We start from the raw sequence: 15,606 nt of genomic DNA, 5'->3' as shown, positions 1-15,606 counted from the left end.
AGCACACGCCAATACCGGCCCATGCCCGCCCACCGCAGGATTTTGCCAAACAGAAATTCCAGGCCGGTCTCCGGGCTCACGCGTATCGAACTCTTCACCTTCCCATGGCGTTCTGGCCACAGTGGTGTGTCGAAGAGGTCACGCGTATACCGTTGCGGGGGCAGCACCGGACTTGCTCGATCGAGCGTACCGGTTTCCCGTTTCACCCCATGCACGGCGGCATGAGGCACCTGAAACAGGACGGCATCTGAACATTCGCAGGACCGTTCGTCAATGTGGCGACGCGATTGTCCAGTGCCGCAAGTTTGATTGGGTTCAGCTATTGGTCGTAGTGGTGCCCGTGCGTGGTGGGTAATACACGGGGTAGTAGGAGAAGAGAATGTATTCCAGAGGATTACGGATCATGGAGATACCCGTACGATCCTTGACGGTTTCAACATTGTCGTATTGCGCATAGGTGTCGCTCACAAGTTTTGGCCCGCTTTGCGCCCCGTGCATCTGGATGCCGGCCTTGAACTCGGCGGTGACTAGCTCGGGGCTGGGGGTGACGGTCACGGTTCCTACGAAGGCCTTCACCGGCTTGTTGATCAACCTCTGGAACTCGGCGGCAAAGGAGTTTTCGGCACCATTGCCGGAGTAGCAAACCAACAGACGAATGTTGTCGAACTGGCTGGGGTCAATGCCTTTGGCGAGTAAGTGGGCATGGAGTTGTTCAGCGGTATGTTCGGCGCCGTCATAGAGAATGGTTGAGCTTTTACCGGACAGTTGCTCTGTGAAGCTTAGATCGCGGCCATGGGCGTTGATGTTGAGTCGGGGTTTGCCTTTGTATTCATCTTCGAAGGTAAAAAGGTTGCCTTTGACCAATTGCATCTTTTTCATGTTGCCCTTCATGACGATCAGGCGTCGGACCTTTTCGCCATTGGGCGCCTCTACGATGCTGTTGTAGCTGCCACCACGCAGAGGTGTCTTGGTCAACCCTGAAGTCGGGTCTGTACCGGCCTGTCTGGGCAAAGACCCAGTTCGGGAATGTGTCACCAGCATCGCCAGATTGAGCAACAAATCCGCTATGAGTGGCTCCTTGTTCTGCTTGTCATCGTCAGCCAGTGTTTGCAGGTCGCTGAGAATGCCCTGGAACTGTAGCGCCAGGCCAATGACGGCCCCGGGGCCGCGCAGGGCGGGCAGCACGGCGTTGAGCAACAGATAGCCACCCTCCTTGAGCGTTGCCCAGCGACTTTCATCATCGGAGACCGATTGCTGCTGGGCAATGCTGGTCAGGCCCTGGGCATTGGCGTCGTACAGGTGACTCATCAATTGTCCGGCCTGCAGTTTCACCTTCAGCGCATCGGCAGCGGCATAGTCACCCACGGCCAATGTGGGCGCAGCGGGTACGGTTTCTCCGTCACCCACGCCAAACAGGCTTGTTACCCAGGTGGAGGGTTTCTGGAAACTCCATGCCTTGTAGTATTCCCGGGTCGCATCGCTGGGAAACCAGGCCAGGATGTCTTTTTGCAAACGCCCCGGTTTCTGGATAGCTTCCAACAAAGCCTGGCGGGTCGGGAATTGCAGCAGCGGTGCGTCGGCGATCAATGGGCGATAGAGGATGTGCGGGCCGGTGGCGCTGTCCTCAGGCTCGATCAGGTACATGTTATCGACCACGTCGGGAGTGGCGCCTGGCCCGGCGATGAAAGCCAGCGGTCGTACGACGATCTCTTTTCCATCGACGGTCTTTGGGCCGGGTTCCGGATTGACGGCTGCCTGGACGTAACGGAACCCTGTTGTGTCGAACTCTGATTGTTTCTGAACCGCCAGCTCCAGGGCTTTGATTTGCAGTTCCACCGGTACCTGCTGGGCAAACAAGGACTGGCGTTCGGCCTTTTTGGCGGGATCGTCCAGCAGTTCGCGCTTGAGCAGTTCGGGGTAGTTCTTACCTATGTCGATCCGCTGGATCAACGCCTGGAGTTCGCCATCCGCTTCCAGTTCGGGAACCCGCGTGTTAGCTGGCTGGAGATAGACCTCCACCGCCCTGCTGGGCAGTCCCGACAGGTTTCTCAGGAGTACATCGGTCATGCTCATGCGTTCGCGATGGATGCTGCCACTGATCACACCGCCCGGGGAGTTGCCGCCGACGGGCACCTTGAATACGACTTCCAGGTTTTTCGCCGGATGATCTGTCACCGCCAGTTGATCGAAGGTTTTTTCGGCAAAGGGGCGGATATCCGGGATATCACTATTGTAGGTCCGCTCTTTGTTGCGTTGGGTGATACTCGCCAGTTGCAGGCTGAGCTCACGCAAGACAAAGCGCTCGGCCTCGGTGGCTTTGCTGACCCAGCCGGGCATTTTCCGTTGAGGCTGATCAAGGTTGCCCAGGTTGAGAGGGGGAGGATCGGAGACAAGCCTGTCATCCAGACGCTCAGTAATAATGGTCTGGGCCTGGCTATCGAAAGCATTGCCGTCCACTTTGCGCAGGGTGTTGAAAAGACGTTGCTCAGGGGGCTGCGCCTTGAGTTGTAGCTCCCGCGCTGCGTCGAACGCCACGTAGGAGTCATAGGGAGTCACTTTGCCACTGGGTTCGCACAGCAGCAGGAGCGTGCGGTCGGCGATATGGCGCTGAATCAGCAAGTTCGGTGACGTGGACTCTAGCGAGCTCTGGCTGGGCTCGGAAAGGCTGCCGAGCTTGAATACCGTCACCTCGGAGTTTTCGGTGTGGCGTGCGCGCGTTGAACCGTTGGGGTAGCGCACCACCAGGTCCAGCGTTTCTCGCTGCTGTTCATCCAGGCCGGGTTGCTTGAGTCCGGCCAGTCGCAGGTTGTCGCGTAGCAGGTCACTGATCACTGTGCGATGGCTGCCAGCAAAGGGACTGATACCGCCATTAGGGGGGGCGCTGAAGGCGGGCTGGCTCCAGTAGTTGGGCACGTCTGTGGCCAACGCCTGGTTCAGTTGGCCAGGCAGGGCGCGTAAAGCACTTTGGACCACGCTCATGTCGACGGGGAGTGGTGTGCCCGGGGTGTTGCCGGTATGGGCCAGGAGGTCGGGGCGGGTATCGACCAGTTTGCTGTTGGCGGGTAAGTCTGGCGCAGCGTCGTCTGTCAGGTAGTCCAGGGCTAGGTCCGTTAGGGGCATGCGCTTGAACTGGCCAGGGTTGTCCGGGTCGGGCTGGGCAACGTCGATGTGGTTGATATCGAAGTCCAGTTCGGGTGATGCGCTCTTCAAGGCGTCAGTGAGCAATCGCCCCATGACCGAGTGCAAACCGGGCTCGCCGGCAAACTGGCGACTGACTATCTCGGCGGTCGGGAAGTACACGGTTTTTACCTTGACGGGTTTCTCTGGGGTTGCTTCCTCATCCAGTCGTTGTTTGACGGCCAGTTGGTTTTGCTTGACGGTGAGGGAATGCTCGTCGACTGCGGCGCTTGTCAGTGCGGTGAAGCCATTGCGGTTAAGGGCCGCGCTTTGCTTGAGCACACCTTGCAGGCTGGTATCGGCTGGCGGCTCTGCATAGAAACTCAGAACCTGCTTCAGGGTTGCCGTTTCAATGTTGAAGCAAGGTACGAGTGCCCCGGTTCCCGCACTCAGCTTTTTCGCCAGCGCCACGATGACTGGAGCCACCGCCGACCAGCCTGAAGAGTCATCCAGTGTGAAGGTTTTGGGTGGAGCGCTGGAGCCTCTCGGGATGCGGACCAGCAGGTTCCCGGAGATCGGATCTACTCTGAGGTTTGCAACAACTAGATTGTTTTTTTCTACGAAGTTCAAAAAAGCATCGCTGGAGAGTGCTTCATTAAATGCTTTGGCTGTTTGGGAAAGTGTCGAAAGGATGGGAAGTTCGAGAAATATGACCCTGGAGGGGGGCGGGGCATCAGAAGGGCGTGTTTCGTCTCTGAGTCTGAGCAGGGCAGAAGCGGTTTGGCGCGCCAGTTCCCCGTCGGCTTTATCCACCAGCGCGGACGGCGTTTGATCACGGGGCTCGGGGGGCAGGTCGGAGACCGGTCTGGAAAATTCTTTGGCGATGGTCTCTGCGGTTTGGCGTTGCTGTTCGATGATATGTGCAGATTGCAGGTCGTTGGAGTTTGAGGGGCGCAGGGAGGGAAATGAAGAGTGGGTCAGCAAGTCCTGGATTGAGGCTAATCGCTCGCTTCGGGTGGCGTAGGCAGAGTGGCCGTAGAAGTCGCCGATCAGGGCCAGAGGCGCGCAGTCTTCACCGGTATGAATAAAAGAATACTCAGGTGTGGGCTCCAACGCTCTCGCGGCAGCGGCGACCGCTGCGGATGCTGTTTCCCAGCCAGGGGTGTATTTTGAAAAGTGACCGGACTCACCGCGAATTTCGAAGTCCAGCGAGGCTGAACTGGGGGTCCAGGTAAAGTTTTGCGTATTGATGTTGTTATTTCTGGCAAATGTTGCAAAAGGTTCTGCTTTTAATGCGTCGTTGAATTTTTTCCACACCCTTGCGAATGTGGAGTCGGGCGGGATGTTGTTAACCGTCAGCCTGCTCGGGTCCAGGGCCTCGGAAGGTGCGTTGGAATTGTCATGAAAGGCCAGTGCGAGGGCGTACTGTTTCGCCAGTTCACCGTCACTTTCTTGCACAAGGTACTGGGCATCTTGCAGGTCATCCGTGGACGCCTCCTGGGTGTCGCGTCGGGATCGATTCAGCGGCGCCGCTGTGCTTGGACCCGACCGAGGTTCTGCTAAAGGGTGGGTGCTACTGGAAAAGACAGGTCGGCGCGATTCGATAGCACTCATGAAAATGTCCTTGAAGAGAACGCAGGATGATTTTTTGAACGGCGTTATTCAGCAGTCAATGCCATGAGTAGGTGAGCAGAAAGGAGCATCAGTTCCGATGCAGGTTGTAAGTATTTTCAAGAGCGGCCAGCAAAGGCTGGGCGTGCGGGGCCGGTAGTGAACGTTTGGAATGAGTTGTAGCGATGTAAGCCAGGGTCTACACCTCCAGAAATGGAGAGCAGCTTGACCGTAACCGGGTCTGGCTTACGGCGTGCGTGCCGAATACAGTGGCGTGGCTGCGCCGGCGTTGAGTCGGCGTTCTGTGCCAGGATCGCTGTGACATATTCAAATCACTTCGCCGGTCTACGCTTCCTTCATCCTGAAACTCGTGGGGTTTTCCATGCCGGCCACTCGCTTGACCCTGATTGCCCACGCCAGCATCCAGGACCGCAAACGCGCACGTTTTGCCTTGGATGAGCCGTTGCAAATGGCTTGGCAGCAGGCGCAGTTGTCCCGGGCACAGCGTTTCAAGCGCGCCCCCCATTTGCTCTGCGGCCCCGAGGTCCGAACCTGGCAGACTGCGCTGCTGTTTGGCGAGCACCCGCAGGTGGAAGAGGCCTTGCGCGACTGTGATTTGGGGCGATGGCGCGGGCAAGGCCTCGATGAGGTCCAGCAGGTTGAGCCTGACGCCTTGCAGGCCTGGCTGACGGATGCTACGGCGGCCCCCCATGGTGGTGAGTCCGTTGAGCAACTGTGCGAGCGGGTAGGGCAGTGGCTACAGTCCCTGGAGCAGACCGCGGGCCATGTATTGGCGGTGACCCACCCCTTTGTGATCCGCGCCGCGTTGCTATACGTCACGCAGGGCCCGCTGGCAATGTTCAATCGGATTGATGTGGAGCCGTTGTCCTCCACCGAGCTGCGTTTCAACAACGTCTGGCGCCTGCGCCTGGAAACGCGCGAGACCTGAGCCACGCGAACATGGCAAAATCCCGGCCCCGCACTGAGAACACCTTCATGAAAAAGATCCTGATCATCGGCATTGGCGCCGGCAACCCCGACTACATCACCATGCAGGCGGTGAAGGCGCTGAACCGCACCGATGTGTTTTTCCTGATGGACAAGGGCCAGAGCAAGGACAAACTGATCGACCTGCGTCGGGAGATCTGCCAGACCTATATCGACGCCGGGCATGCCTACCGCTTTGTCGAGGCCGACTGCCCCGAGCGTGTGCGTGGCGAGATCGACTACACCACGGCCGTGCAGGATCTGAACCGCGACAAGCAACAGACCTTCGAACGGATGATCAACGAACAGATGGCCGACGGCGAAGTGGGGGCCTTCCTGGCCTGGGGCGACCCGGCGTTGTACGACAGCACCATCCGCATCCTGCAGGCGATCCTGGCCAGTGGCAGCAGTGTGTTTGAGTTTGAGGTCATCCCCGGAATCACCAGCGTCCAGGCCTTGGCGGCCCAGCACAAGGTGCCACTGAACCGCATCGGTCGTTCCATCGAGATCACCACCGGGCGTCGGCTCGCGGCGGGGCAGGTCGGTGATGCCGATACGCTGGTGGTGATGCTGGATGCCGAGGACTCTTACCGCCGCGTCGCGGATCAGCAGATGGACATCTATTGGGGTGCGTACCTGGGCACCCCGGACGAAATCCTGATCAGCGGCAAGGTGGCCGAAGTGGCCGAGGAAATCGAACGCGTGCGCAAGGCGGCGCGCCAGGCCAATGGCTGGATCATGGACACTTACTTGCTACGCAAGCCCTGATTGCTGTAGGAACGCGGTCATCAAGCCCGTTCCCACATTGAGCTCACTGCTCAGGGGAATCAGCGCCGCAGGTAGGAGCCAAAATCGATATCCCCGGCGCTGAGGATCGCCTGCACCCGGTTGTGCACATTCAGTTTGCGCAGGATCGCCGACACATGGGCCTTCACCGTTGTCTCGGCAATCTCCAGGGTGTAGGCAATCTGCTTGTTCGACTCGCCCTTGGTCATTCGCTCCAGGACCAGCAACTGCTTGCGTGTCAGGGCCTGGAGCAATTCCGGGGCGAAGGCCGGATTGTCGTGCATGCGCCGCTGGCCGAGGTTTTTCTGGGTGCGGATGATGTCTGGCGGCAGGTAGACGTTGCCATTGAGAATCTGCTGGATCGCCTCGGTCATCTGCGCCCGTGGCGAGGATTTGGTGATGAAACCGACCGCGCCATAGGTAATGGCTTGCAGCACGATTTGCTTGTCCTGCTCGGCCGAGACAATTACCACTGGAATGGTCGGCGCTTCGTTGCGCAGGTTGATCAGGCCATTGAGGCCGTGCATGCCGGGCATGTTCAGGTCCAGCAGGATCAGGTCGAGGTCGTCGTGTTCCTGGGTCAGGGCCAGGGCGCTGTCCAGGTCGGCGGTTTCCATCACTTCGCTACCGGCAAAGCCGTCGCTGATGACGTTATGGATCGCTTCGCGAAACAGCGGGTGATCGTCGGCAATCAGAATTTTGTACATGGCCGTTCACCTTTTTATTGTGATTGTTCAGTGGACAAGTTCAAAGGGCTCAGGGTGTGCTGCGGCGACTGGCAGCTCGGCTGCCTCCCACGCGTCCAGGCCCTCGCGATACCAATACACAGCGGTATAGCCCAAGGCATTGGCCCGTTTTACCGCGTTCCAACTCAGCCAGCAATCGGAGCGGCAGTAGAACACCAACGGTTGTGCCAGGTTACCGCCACTGTAGGCATACAGGTGGCGGGCAAAATAGCTTTGCCACTCGGGCGTCAGCTCACCATCGCCAGTATTGGCCAGCCAGTGGCTGCCGGGCAGGTTGGCATGGGGCTGGTCTTCGATGAACTGGCCGTGCAGCCATTGCCGGCGGTAGACGTCGATCAGCACCGGGCGCGGCTGTTGTGTCAGTAGGGTTTGCAAGGCCTGGGTATCGACGATGGTCGCGCCCGGCAAGTGTTCTGGGGTGGGGCTGCGGTAGAAGTTGATGCGGTAGCCGTCGCGGGAAAACAGCGCGGTTGGCGGTTGGGCAGCCGCCAGCAGCGGGGTCAGCGACAGCACTGCAACCAGAGTCAGGCGGGCGGGCAGCATGGCAGGTTCGATCCTTATAGTTATGCGCCCATTACATGCCAGTCGAGCTGCCTTGGGAATGCGACGATAGACAGCAAAACCAGTACCAAAGTAGTAAATCGCCTGTTGCCTGAGGGCTCTAGCATGAACGCAATGCTCATCCCCAGGAGTTGTACGATCATGCGAATCCTCAAGGCGCTGCTCTTGCCGTTTTTGCTGATCCTCAGCCTGATCGGGGTCGACAAGCTCCACGGCCCGCGACCGTCGCCCACTGCGATGATGCAAGTGCATGCACCATGAATATCCTACTGGTGGACAAACACGCGGTGGTGCGGCTCGGCTACGCCAGCCTGTTGCGGGCGCAGTTGCCGGGCGTCGAAGTGCGCGAGGCGGGCAGTGGTGAAGATGCACTGCTGCGGGTGCAGGAAGCAGTGCCGAACCTGGTGATCACAGGTGTCGGCCTGCCAGGCATCAGCGGCCTGGAAACCACCCGCCGCCTGCGCCAGCGCCTGCCGCAATTGCGCGTGTTGTTTTTCAGCCAGCACGATGAGTTGCCCCTGGTGCGCCAGGCCCTGGAGGCCGGTGCATCGGGCTATATCACCAAGGGCGCAACGCCTGCGGTGATGAATGAAGCAGTGCAGCGCCTCCTCGACGGCCATACCTATATCGAGCAGGCCCTGGCCACGGAGTTGGCCTTTCATCCGAGTGATCATCGGTTGCAGGGCATGACGGCCCGTGAGCTAGAGATTTTCCTGATGCTGGCCAAGGGCACGCCCACCCGTTCGATCGCCGATCAACTGAGTATCAGCAGCAAGACCGTGTCCAATTACCTGACGTTGCTCAAGAGCAAGTTGCAGGTTACGTCCCATGCCGAATTGGTACATGTGGGGATTGACCTGGGGGTGGTGCGGGCGGCGGGATGATCCACACCGCCCACTGGCGGTCAGCGATCCCAAGTGGTGGGGCAGTCCTTGCAGCCCTCCATGTTCGCATCCTGGAAATTGGCATAGTGCTGGCGGGTGCCACTGAGGGTGGCCCGTTCCAGGTTGCTTTCACCGAACTTGGCTTCTTGCAGGTTGGCATCGCTCAGGTCCGCCCCTTGCAGGTCGGCCTTGCTCAACCAGGTCATTTCCAGGTCCGCCGCACGCAGGTTGGCCTTGTGCAGCTTGGCCCCGGACAAGCGCGCAAATTGCAGGTAAGCGCCGCTGAGGTTGGCGTTTTCGAATTGTGCGCCCTGGGCGAACATGCCCCAGCCTTGCACCGCCATCAATGTGGCGCCGCTGAAATCTGCCAGGCGCAGGTTGGCTTGTTGCAGGCTCGCGCGGGTCAGGTTGGCACCTTGCAGTTGAGCTTTTTCCAGGTTGGCCAAGTCGAGGTTGGCGTGGCGCAGGTCGGCCTCGCGCAGGTCAGCCCCGGCCAGGTTCATTTTGCTCAAGTCCTGGTTGCGCAGGTTGGCGCCCTTGAGGTTGGCGCCGGGGCATTGGCTGTGGGGCGCGATGGTGCAACCGTTGATGACCAGCGGTTGGTCGTCACCCTCGTCGGCGTAGGCCTGGGGCAACGCGAGCAGTAGCAATAAAGGCAGGTATTTCATCACAAGACCTCGAAGGTGGAAGGGGCTGCCCAAAGCAGCCCCTCTTGCCATCAGATGGATTATTTTTGGGCGGTCTTGTTATCCCAGCTCGGGATCTTGAACACCCAGAACGACCCGCCTTGCGCCACCGGTTTGGTCAGCTCGGCCATGTCGCCGCCCCACAACGGCACCGCGCCGCCGTAGCCTACGGTCACGCCGATGTACTGCTCGCCATCCTGTTCCCAGGTAACCGGCGGGGAGACGATGCCGCTGCCGGTCTGGAACTTCCACAGCTCCTTGCCGGTTTTTGCATCGAAGGCCTTGAAGAAACCATCCCCCGTCCCGGTGAACACCAGGTTGCCCTTGGTCGCCAGCACGCCGGCCCACAACGGCAGGGCTTCTTTGTGCTCCCACACCACCTTGCCGGTGGTCGGGTTCATTGCGCGCAAGGTGCCGACGTGGTCGTCATACATGCGCTTGATACGAAAGCCCATGCCCAGGTACGCCGAGCCCTTCTTGTAGTTCACCTCTTCGGTCCAGTATTCCTCTTTCCACTGGTTGCCCGGGATATAGAACAGGCCTGTGTCCTGGCTATACGCCATGGGGTTCCAGTTCTTGCCACCGAGGAACGGCGGCGAGACTTCCACCGGCTTGCCCTTGGTTTCGCCCGGCAATGGCTTGGCCGGCCGCTGGCCTTCGTTTTCTACGGGGCGCCCGGTCTTGAGGTCGATATGGCTGGCCCAGGTGATGTTGTCGACAAACGGGAAGGCGTTCTGCAGCTTGCCGTTGTTGCGGTCCACCACGTAGAAGAACCCGTTGCGGTCGGCGTGGCCGGTGGCCTTGACCACTTTGCCGTCCTTGTCCTTGTAGTCGAACAGCACCAGCTCGTTGTTGCCGGAGAAGTCCCAGGCATCGTTTGGCGTGTGCTGGTAGAACCATTTCACTTCGCCGGTGCTTGGGTCGACGCCGACCTGGCCTGAGGTGTAGAGGCTATCGAAGTCGTGGGGATTGCCGTCCTTGGAGGTCCGCGCCCAGGTGTTCCACGGGCCGGGGTTGCCGGCGCCGACGATGATGGTGTTGGTCTCGGCATCGAAACTGGCGCTCTGCCAAGGGGCACCACCACCGTGGCTCCAGGCCTCGACCTTGCCGGTTTCGGTGGTCGGATCATCCGGCCACGAAGGCGCTTTCACGTCGCCGGTGGTGGTGCTGTCCTTGCCATTGAGACGGCCCATGTGGCCCTCGACAAACGGACGCATCCACACCTCTTCGCCGGTGTCCGGGTCGCGGGCAAACAGTTGGCCGACCACACCGAACTCATCACCGGAGCTACCGTGGATCAGCAGGACCTTGCCGGTGACCTTGTCTTTGATCAGCACCGGGGCGCCGGTCATGGTGTAGCCGGCGGCGTGGTCGCCGAATTTCTTGTTCCACACCACTTTGCCAGTGTTTTTGTCGAGGGCGATCAGGCGTGCATCGAGGGTGCCGAAGTAGATCTTGTCGCCGAAGATCGCCGCACCGCGGTTGACCACGTCACAGCACGGGCGAATGTTGTCGGGCAGGCGGTGGTTGTAGGTCCACAGGCGCTTGCCGGTCTTGGCGTCGAGGGCGAAGACCCGGGAGTAGGAACCGGTGACATACACCACGCCGTCGCTGACGATGGCCTGGGATTCCTGGCCGCGCTGCTTCTCATCGCCGAACGAGTAGGACCAGGCCGGCGTCAGCTTGAATACGTTTTTGTCGTTGACCTGAGCCAGCGGGCTCCAGCGCTGGGCATTGGTGCCCATGCCGTATTGCAGCACGTCCTTGGTGGTCAGGTGGTCGTTGGCAATGTCTTCCCAGGTGATGTTGCGAGTCTGCTTCGAAGGTTCGGTCGCAGAGAAGCTCGCCGCACTCAAGGACAGGCTGCCGACCAGCAGGAAAGCCTGCACGGCAAGGCTCAGCGGCGAGAGGGCGGGTAGCGATCTTATTGTCATGGTTGCAGTTCCCAGTGGAGGTTTTGGCCTGCACAGGTTGCTGCGTGGACGGGGCGCCCGGATACGGAAAATGTCCCGGTGTGGCCGGGACAATTTCCCGAACCGCATCTGATTTAGCAGTGCCTCGCAAGCCTTACTACCAAGGGAGTAGACCCCGGCCACCAAAGCAGCATACGGCCCTTGGCGAGGCGTTCCTAAGATGGTTGCCATAGCCTCTGCAAAGGGGTTTTGCGTGCAATCCTGAGGGAAAAACAATGACAACAAAACGCAACGCCTTGCTGCTGGCTGGCCTCTTGGCCGGCGTGATCGGTACAGGCTCCGTCTGGGCCCATGGCAACGTGACACCCACGGCCGTGGAAACCAAGGGACTGACGCCGGTCAAGGATGCCGGCGTGACACTGGATGCCGATGGTTGGGCGGCGGTGAACCCGTATCGCCAGTCGCCGCAGCGCGACAAGGCCGTGGAAGTCGGCGCTTCGGCCTACAACCAGAACTGCGCCGCGTGCCACGGCCTGGAAGCCAAGTCCGGTGGGATCGCGCCTGACCTGCGCATGCTTGATGAGGGCGATGCCGGGGACGAATGGTTTGTGGAGCGGGTGCGCCATGGCGCAGTGCGCGATGGCCGGGTGTATATGCCGAAGATGGCCGACTACCTGAGCCAGGAAGCCTTGTGGGCGGTGCGCACTTATCTTGATAGCGTGCACGTCGAGGAGTAAGCCATGGGCTGGCGCGCACATTGGCTGTTGGCCTGCTGGTTGCCACTGGCCGCCTACGGGATGGACCCCGGCAAAGACCCGGTGCCGTCGGTGATGTGGAGCTACTACCACAAGCAGTATCTGGACAATGCTCCGTTCGTCTTTGATGAGCGGGTCAAGTTGCTGGCGCCGCCATTTGCCGAGGATGCACGCCAGGTACCGCTGGAAATCGACGCCCGCGCCTTCAAGGACGAGGTGGTGAAAATCATCGCCTGGGCCGAACTCAATCCACTGCCGAAAATTGTCGATTTCCAGCCGGGAGAGGGCGTGTTGCCGTGGTTGGCGATCCGCATTCGTATCGAACAGGCCACGCCGCTGCGCGCCGCCGTATTGACCAAGGATGGTCTGTGGCATGTCGGCTCGACCCTGATCGACGCCGCCGGCGGTGGCTGCACGGCGCCCAGCGTGGTGCGCAGCCAGCCGGGCTGGGAAGAGCATTTGGGCGAGGTGTTGGGCGGTCGTTACCCACGCAGCGACTTCAGCCGGTTGCGCCTGCAAGTGGCGCACCCGATGGACAATGGCATGGTCAGCGGCATCCCTGAGTTCTATATCAACCATGCCGAATTGCGCGACGCCCAGGATCGGGTGCTGGCACGCCTGGAGTTGTTTGCGGCGGTCAGCGAGAACCCCGACCTGGCGTTTGACCTGCAAAGCCCAGGGCCGGTGCGCCTGCTGCTGCGCGACACCAGCGGCAGCCAATTCGAAGGGGCGATCCCATGAGACTGCTCCTGTGGCTATTGCTCGGCCTGAGCCTGCCGGCGCTGGCTGATCTGGACTACGCCCTCAAACCCCGGCAAATCGCCGCCGATACCTGGCTGCTGGAAGGCAGCACCGATAATTTCGCCAGGGACAACGGCGGCAATATCGTCAATACCGGGTTTATCGTCACCCAGGCCGGGGTGGTGGTGATCGACACCGGGCCGTCCCGGCGCTATGGCGAGGCATTGCGCCAGGTAATTGCCACGGTCACTGACAAACCGGTGATCCAGGTCCTGTTGACCCATCACCATCCCGACCATGTGCTGGGCAATCAGGCGTTCAAGGACGTGCCCATTGGTGCCCTGCAAGGCACCATCACGTTGCTGCGCGAGCAGGGCGACGTCATGGCGCAAAATATGTACCGCATGGTCGGCGACTGGATGCGCGGCACCGAAGTGCTGCTGCCGAGCCAAACCATCACGCCCGGCGTGCAGACCTTCGGCAATCATCGTTTGCGCCTGTTGGCCTTGAGTGGGCACACGGGTGCCGATCTGGCGATTCTCGATGAAACAACCGGCGTGCTGTTTGCCGGTGACCTGGTGTTTTACCAGCGCGCCCTGACCACCCCCAATACCCCGGGCCTGTCGGTATGGCTGGCGGATATCGCCACCCTGCAAGGCCTGCCCTGGAAGGTGATCGTGCCCGGTCATGGCCCAGTGGCAACCGACACCCAACCCTTCGCGCAAATGCGTGACTACCTGGGCTGGCTCGACCAGCTCATGGCCACCGGTGCCGCCAACGGCAGCGCCATGGGCGAGATGATCCGCAGCCCCATCCCCGAACGTTTCGCGGCCATCAGCTTGAGCCGCTACGAACTGATCCGCAGTGTCAGCCACCTGTATCCCCGCTACGAACGCGGGCAGATGCAACGGATAGATCAATAACAACATCACACCGAAAGAGGCCTTATCATGATCTACGCACAACCTGGCACCCCCGGCGCCATCGTCACTTTCAAGCCGCGCTACGGTAACTTCATCGGTGGCGAGTTTGTGGCCCCGGTCAACGGTGAGTACTTCACCAACACCTCGCCGGTCACCGGGGAAGTGATCGCTGAATTTGCGCGCTCCAGTGCCGCCGATATCGACAAGGCCCTGGACGCTGCCCACGCTGCCGCCGACGCCTGGGGCAAAACCTCGGCCCAGGATCGCTCCCTGGTGCTGTTGAAAATTGCCGACCGCATCGAGCAGCACCTGGAAGTGCTGGCCGTGACCGAGACCTGGGACAACGGCAAGGCCGTACGCGAGACCTTGAATGCCGACGTACCCTTGGCCGCCGACCACTTCCGCTACTTCGCCGGCTGCATCCGCGCCCAGGAAGGCGGCGCCGCCGAGATCAACGAACTGACCACCGCCTATCACTTCCACGAGCCCCTGGGTGTGGTCGGGCAGATCATCCCGTGGAACTTCCCGCTGCTGATGGCCGCCTGGAAACTCGCCCCGGCCCTGGCCGCCGGCAACTGCATCGTGCTCAAACCTGCTGAGCAGACGCCATTGTCGATCATGGTATTTGCCGAGCTGATCGCCGACCTGCTGCCGGCCGGCGTGCTGAACATTGTCCAGGGCTTTGGCCGTGAAGCCGGCGAGGCCCTGGCCACCAGCAAGCGCATCGCCAAGATCGCCTTTACCGGCTCCACCCCGGTGGGCGCGCACATCATGCACGCGGCGGCGGAGAACATTATTCCGTCTACCGTCGAGCTGGGCGGCAAGTCACCGAATATCTTCTTTGCAGACATCATGCAGGCGGAACCGGCCTTTATCGAAAAAGCCGCCGAGGGCCTGGTGCTGGCGTTCTTCAACCAGGGTGAGGTGTGCACCTGTCCGTCGCGGGCGCTGGTGCAGGAGTCGATCTACGAACCGTTCATGGCCGAGGTGATGAAGAAGATCGTCAAGATCAAGCGCGGCAACCCGCTGGACACCGAGACCATGGTCGGCGCCCAGGCGTCCGAGCAGCAGTACGACAAGATCCTCTCGTACCTGACCATCGCCCAGGAGGAGGGCGCCGAACTGCTGGCCGGTGGCGCCGCCGAGCACCTGGAGGGCGACCTGTCCAGCGGCTATTACATCCAGCCGACCCTGCTCAAGGGCCACAACAAAATGCGCGTGTTCCAGGAAGAAATCTTCGGCCCGGTGGTGGGTGTGACCACCTTCAAGGACGAAGCCGAAGCCCTGGCGATTGCCAACGACAGCGAATTCGGCCTGGGTGCCGGGCTGTGGACCCGCGACATCAACCGCGCCTACCGCATGGGCCGGGCGATCAAGGCCGGGCGGGTGTGGACCAACTGTTATCACCTGTACCCGGCGCATGCAGCGTTTGGTGGCTACAAAAAGTCGGGCGTGGGGCGTGAGAACCACAAGATGATGTTGGATCATTACCAGCAGACCAAGAACCTGCTGGTGAGCTACGACATCAACCCGCTGGGGTTCTTCTGATCTAACGCGGTCAAAAAAGTGGGAGAGGGCTTGCTCGCGATAGCGGTGAAGCAGTGACAGGGTTGCTGGCTGTCACACCGCCATCGCGAGCAAGCCCGCTCTTATCAAATATAAAATAAGCTACTGATTTTAAAGGGTTAAACATTACCTCTAAAAGCTGATTAGTGGGGACTCCCACATTTGACCTTCATTCAGCCCAAAATCCCGGATCCACAGCCAATCCCTTGTGGGAGCTGTCGAGCTTTAGCGAGGCTGCGATGGCGGCGACACAGGCACTGAAGATGTCGCCTGACCCACCGCTATCGCAGCCTCGCCGGGGCTCGACAGCTCCCACCTTTGATCTTCATC

12 protein-coding genes and 1 riboswitch are annotated in these 15,606 nt (G+C 60.4%); of the genes, 7 read left to right on the top strand and 5 right to left on the bottom strand.

What is annotated here, in order from left to right; all coding sequences use genetic code 11:
* Positions 1-44: 44 nt before the first annotated feature.
* Positions 45-249: riboswitch (cobalamin riboswitch) on the bottom strand.
* Positions 250-315: 66 nt separating this feature from the next.
* On the bottom strand, positions 316-4,731 hold the full coding sequence (locus tag KL786_RS22840; protein WP_215519048.1) for a hypothetical protein: 4,416 nt from the start codon (positions 4,729-4,731) through the stop codon (positions 316-318).
* Positions 4,732-5,110: 379 nt separating this feature from the next.
* On the opposite strand from KL786_RS22840, the gene KL786_RS22835 reads away from it, so the two are divergent.
* Together KL786_RS22835 and cobF are read left to right on the top strand one after the other, a co-directional pair.
* A complete protein-coding gene (locus tag KL786_RS22835) occupies positions 5,111-5,677 on the top strand; it encodes a histidine phosphatase family protein (protein WP_215519047.1) in 567 nt (188 codons plus the stop codon).
* A gap of 47 nt (positions 5,678-5,724) precedes the next feature.
* Positions 5,725-6,483 (top strand): precorrin-6A synthase (deacetylating), encoded by a 759-nt coding sequence (cobF, locus tag KL786_RS22830; RefSeq protein WP_215519046.1) that lies wholly within the window; start codon positions 5,725-5,727, stop codon positions 6,481-6,483.
* Between the two features lie 59 nt (positions 6,484-6,542).
* On the opposite strand, the gene KL786_RS22825 is transcribed toward cobF, so the two are convergent.
* Positions 6,543-7,208 (bottom strand): response regulator transcription factor, encoded by a 666-nt coding sequence (locus KL786_RS22825; RefSeq protein WP_215519045.1) that lies wholly within the window; start codon positions 7,206-7,208, stop codon positions 6,543-6,545.
* Positions 7,209-7,235: 27 nt separating this feature from the next.
* Positions 7,236-7,790 carry a PQQ-dependent catabolism-associated CXXCW motif protein gene (locus KL786_RS22820; RefSeq protein WP_215519044.1) on the bottom strand — a complete coding sequence of 185 codons (555 nt, stop codon included), beginning with the start codon at positions 7,788-7,790 and terminating at the stop codon, positions 7,236-7,238.
* Between the two features lie 275 nt (positions 7,791-8,065).
* On the opposite strand from KL786_RS22820, the gene KL786_RS22815 reads away from it, so the two are divergent.
* Complete coding sequence (locus KL786_RS22815; RefSeq protein ID WP_154842929.1) at positions 8,066-8,692, top strand: response regulator; 627 nt, start codon at positions 8,066-8,068, stop codon at positions 8,690-8,692.
* Positions 8,693-8,712: 20 nt separating this feature from the next.
* On the opposite strand, the gene KL786_RS22810 is transcribed toward KL786_RS22815, so the two are convergent.
* Positions 8,713-9,360, bottom strand: a complete 648-nt coding sequence (locus tag KL786_RS22810) for a pentapeptide repeat-containing protein (RefSeq protein WP_090291438.1) — start codon at positions 9,358-9,360, stop codon at positions 8,713-8,715.
* Between the two features lie 59 nt (positions 9,361-9,419).
* Positions 9,420-11,312 carry a quinoprotein ethanol dehydrogenase gene (gene exaA / locus KL786_RS22805; protein WP_215519043.1) on the bottom strand — a complete coding sequence of 631 codons (1,893 nt, stop codon included), beginning with the start codon at positions 11,310-11,312 and terminating at the stop codon, positions 9,420-9,422.
* 254 nt (positions 11,313-11,566) lie between these two features.
* On the opposite strand from exaA, the gene pedF reads away from it, so the two are divergent.
* From pedF to exaC, 4 genes are read left to right on the top strand one after another with little or no spacing between them, the layout of a single operon-like run.
* On the top strand, positions 11,567-12,028 hold the full coding sequence (gene pedF / locus KL786_RS22800) for a cytochrome c-550 PedF (RefSeq protein ID WP_029298463.1): 462 nt from the start codon (positions 11,567-11,569) through the stop codon (positions 12,026-12,028).
* A gap of 3 nt (positions 12,029-12,031) precedes the next feature.
* Entirely contained in the window at positions 12,032-12,787 is a 756-nt protein-coding gene (locus KL786_RS22795; protein WP_215519042.1) for a quinoprotein dehydrogenase-associated SoxYZ-like carrier, read from the top strand.
* Entirely contained in the window at positions 12,784-13,710 is a 927-nt protein-coding gene (locus KL786_RS22790; protein ID WP_215519041.1) for a quinoprotein relay system zinc metallohydrolase 1, read from the top strand. Before KL786_RS22795 ends, KL786_RS22790 begins: the two co-directional genes overlap by 4 nt.
* 27 nt (positions 13,711-13,737) lie before the next feature.
* The gene (exaC, locus tag KL786_RS22785; RefSeq protein WP_215519040.1) at positions 13,738-15,258 is read left to right on the top strand and encodes an acetaldehyde dehydrogenase ExaC; all 1,521 of its coding nucleotides are present in this window, start codon (positions 13,738-13,740) and stop codon (positions 15,256-15,258) included.
* Positions 15,259-15,606: the final 348 nt, after the last annotated feature.

Source organism: Pseudomonas sp. TAE6080, assembly GCF_018732265.1.
Lineage (GTDB): Bacteria > Pseudomonadota > Gammaproteobacteria > Pseudomonadales > Pseudomonadaceae > Aquipseudomonas > Aquipseudomonas brenneri.
The sequence above is the reverse complement of the archived record's forward strand: the minus strand, read 5'-3'. Positions and strand labels throughout refer to the sequence as shown.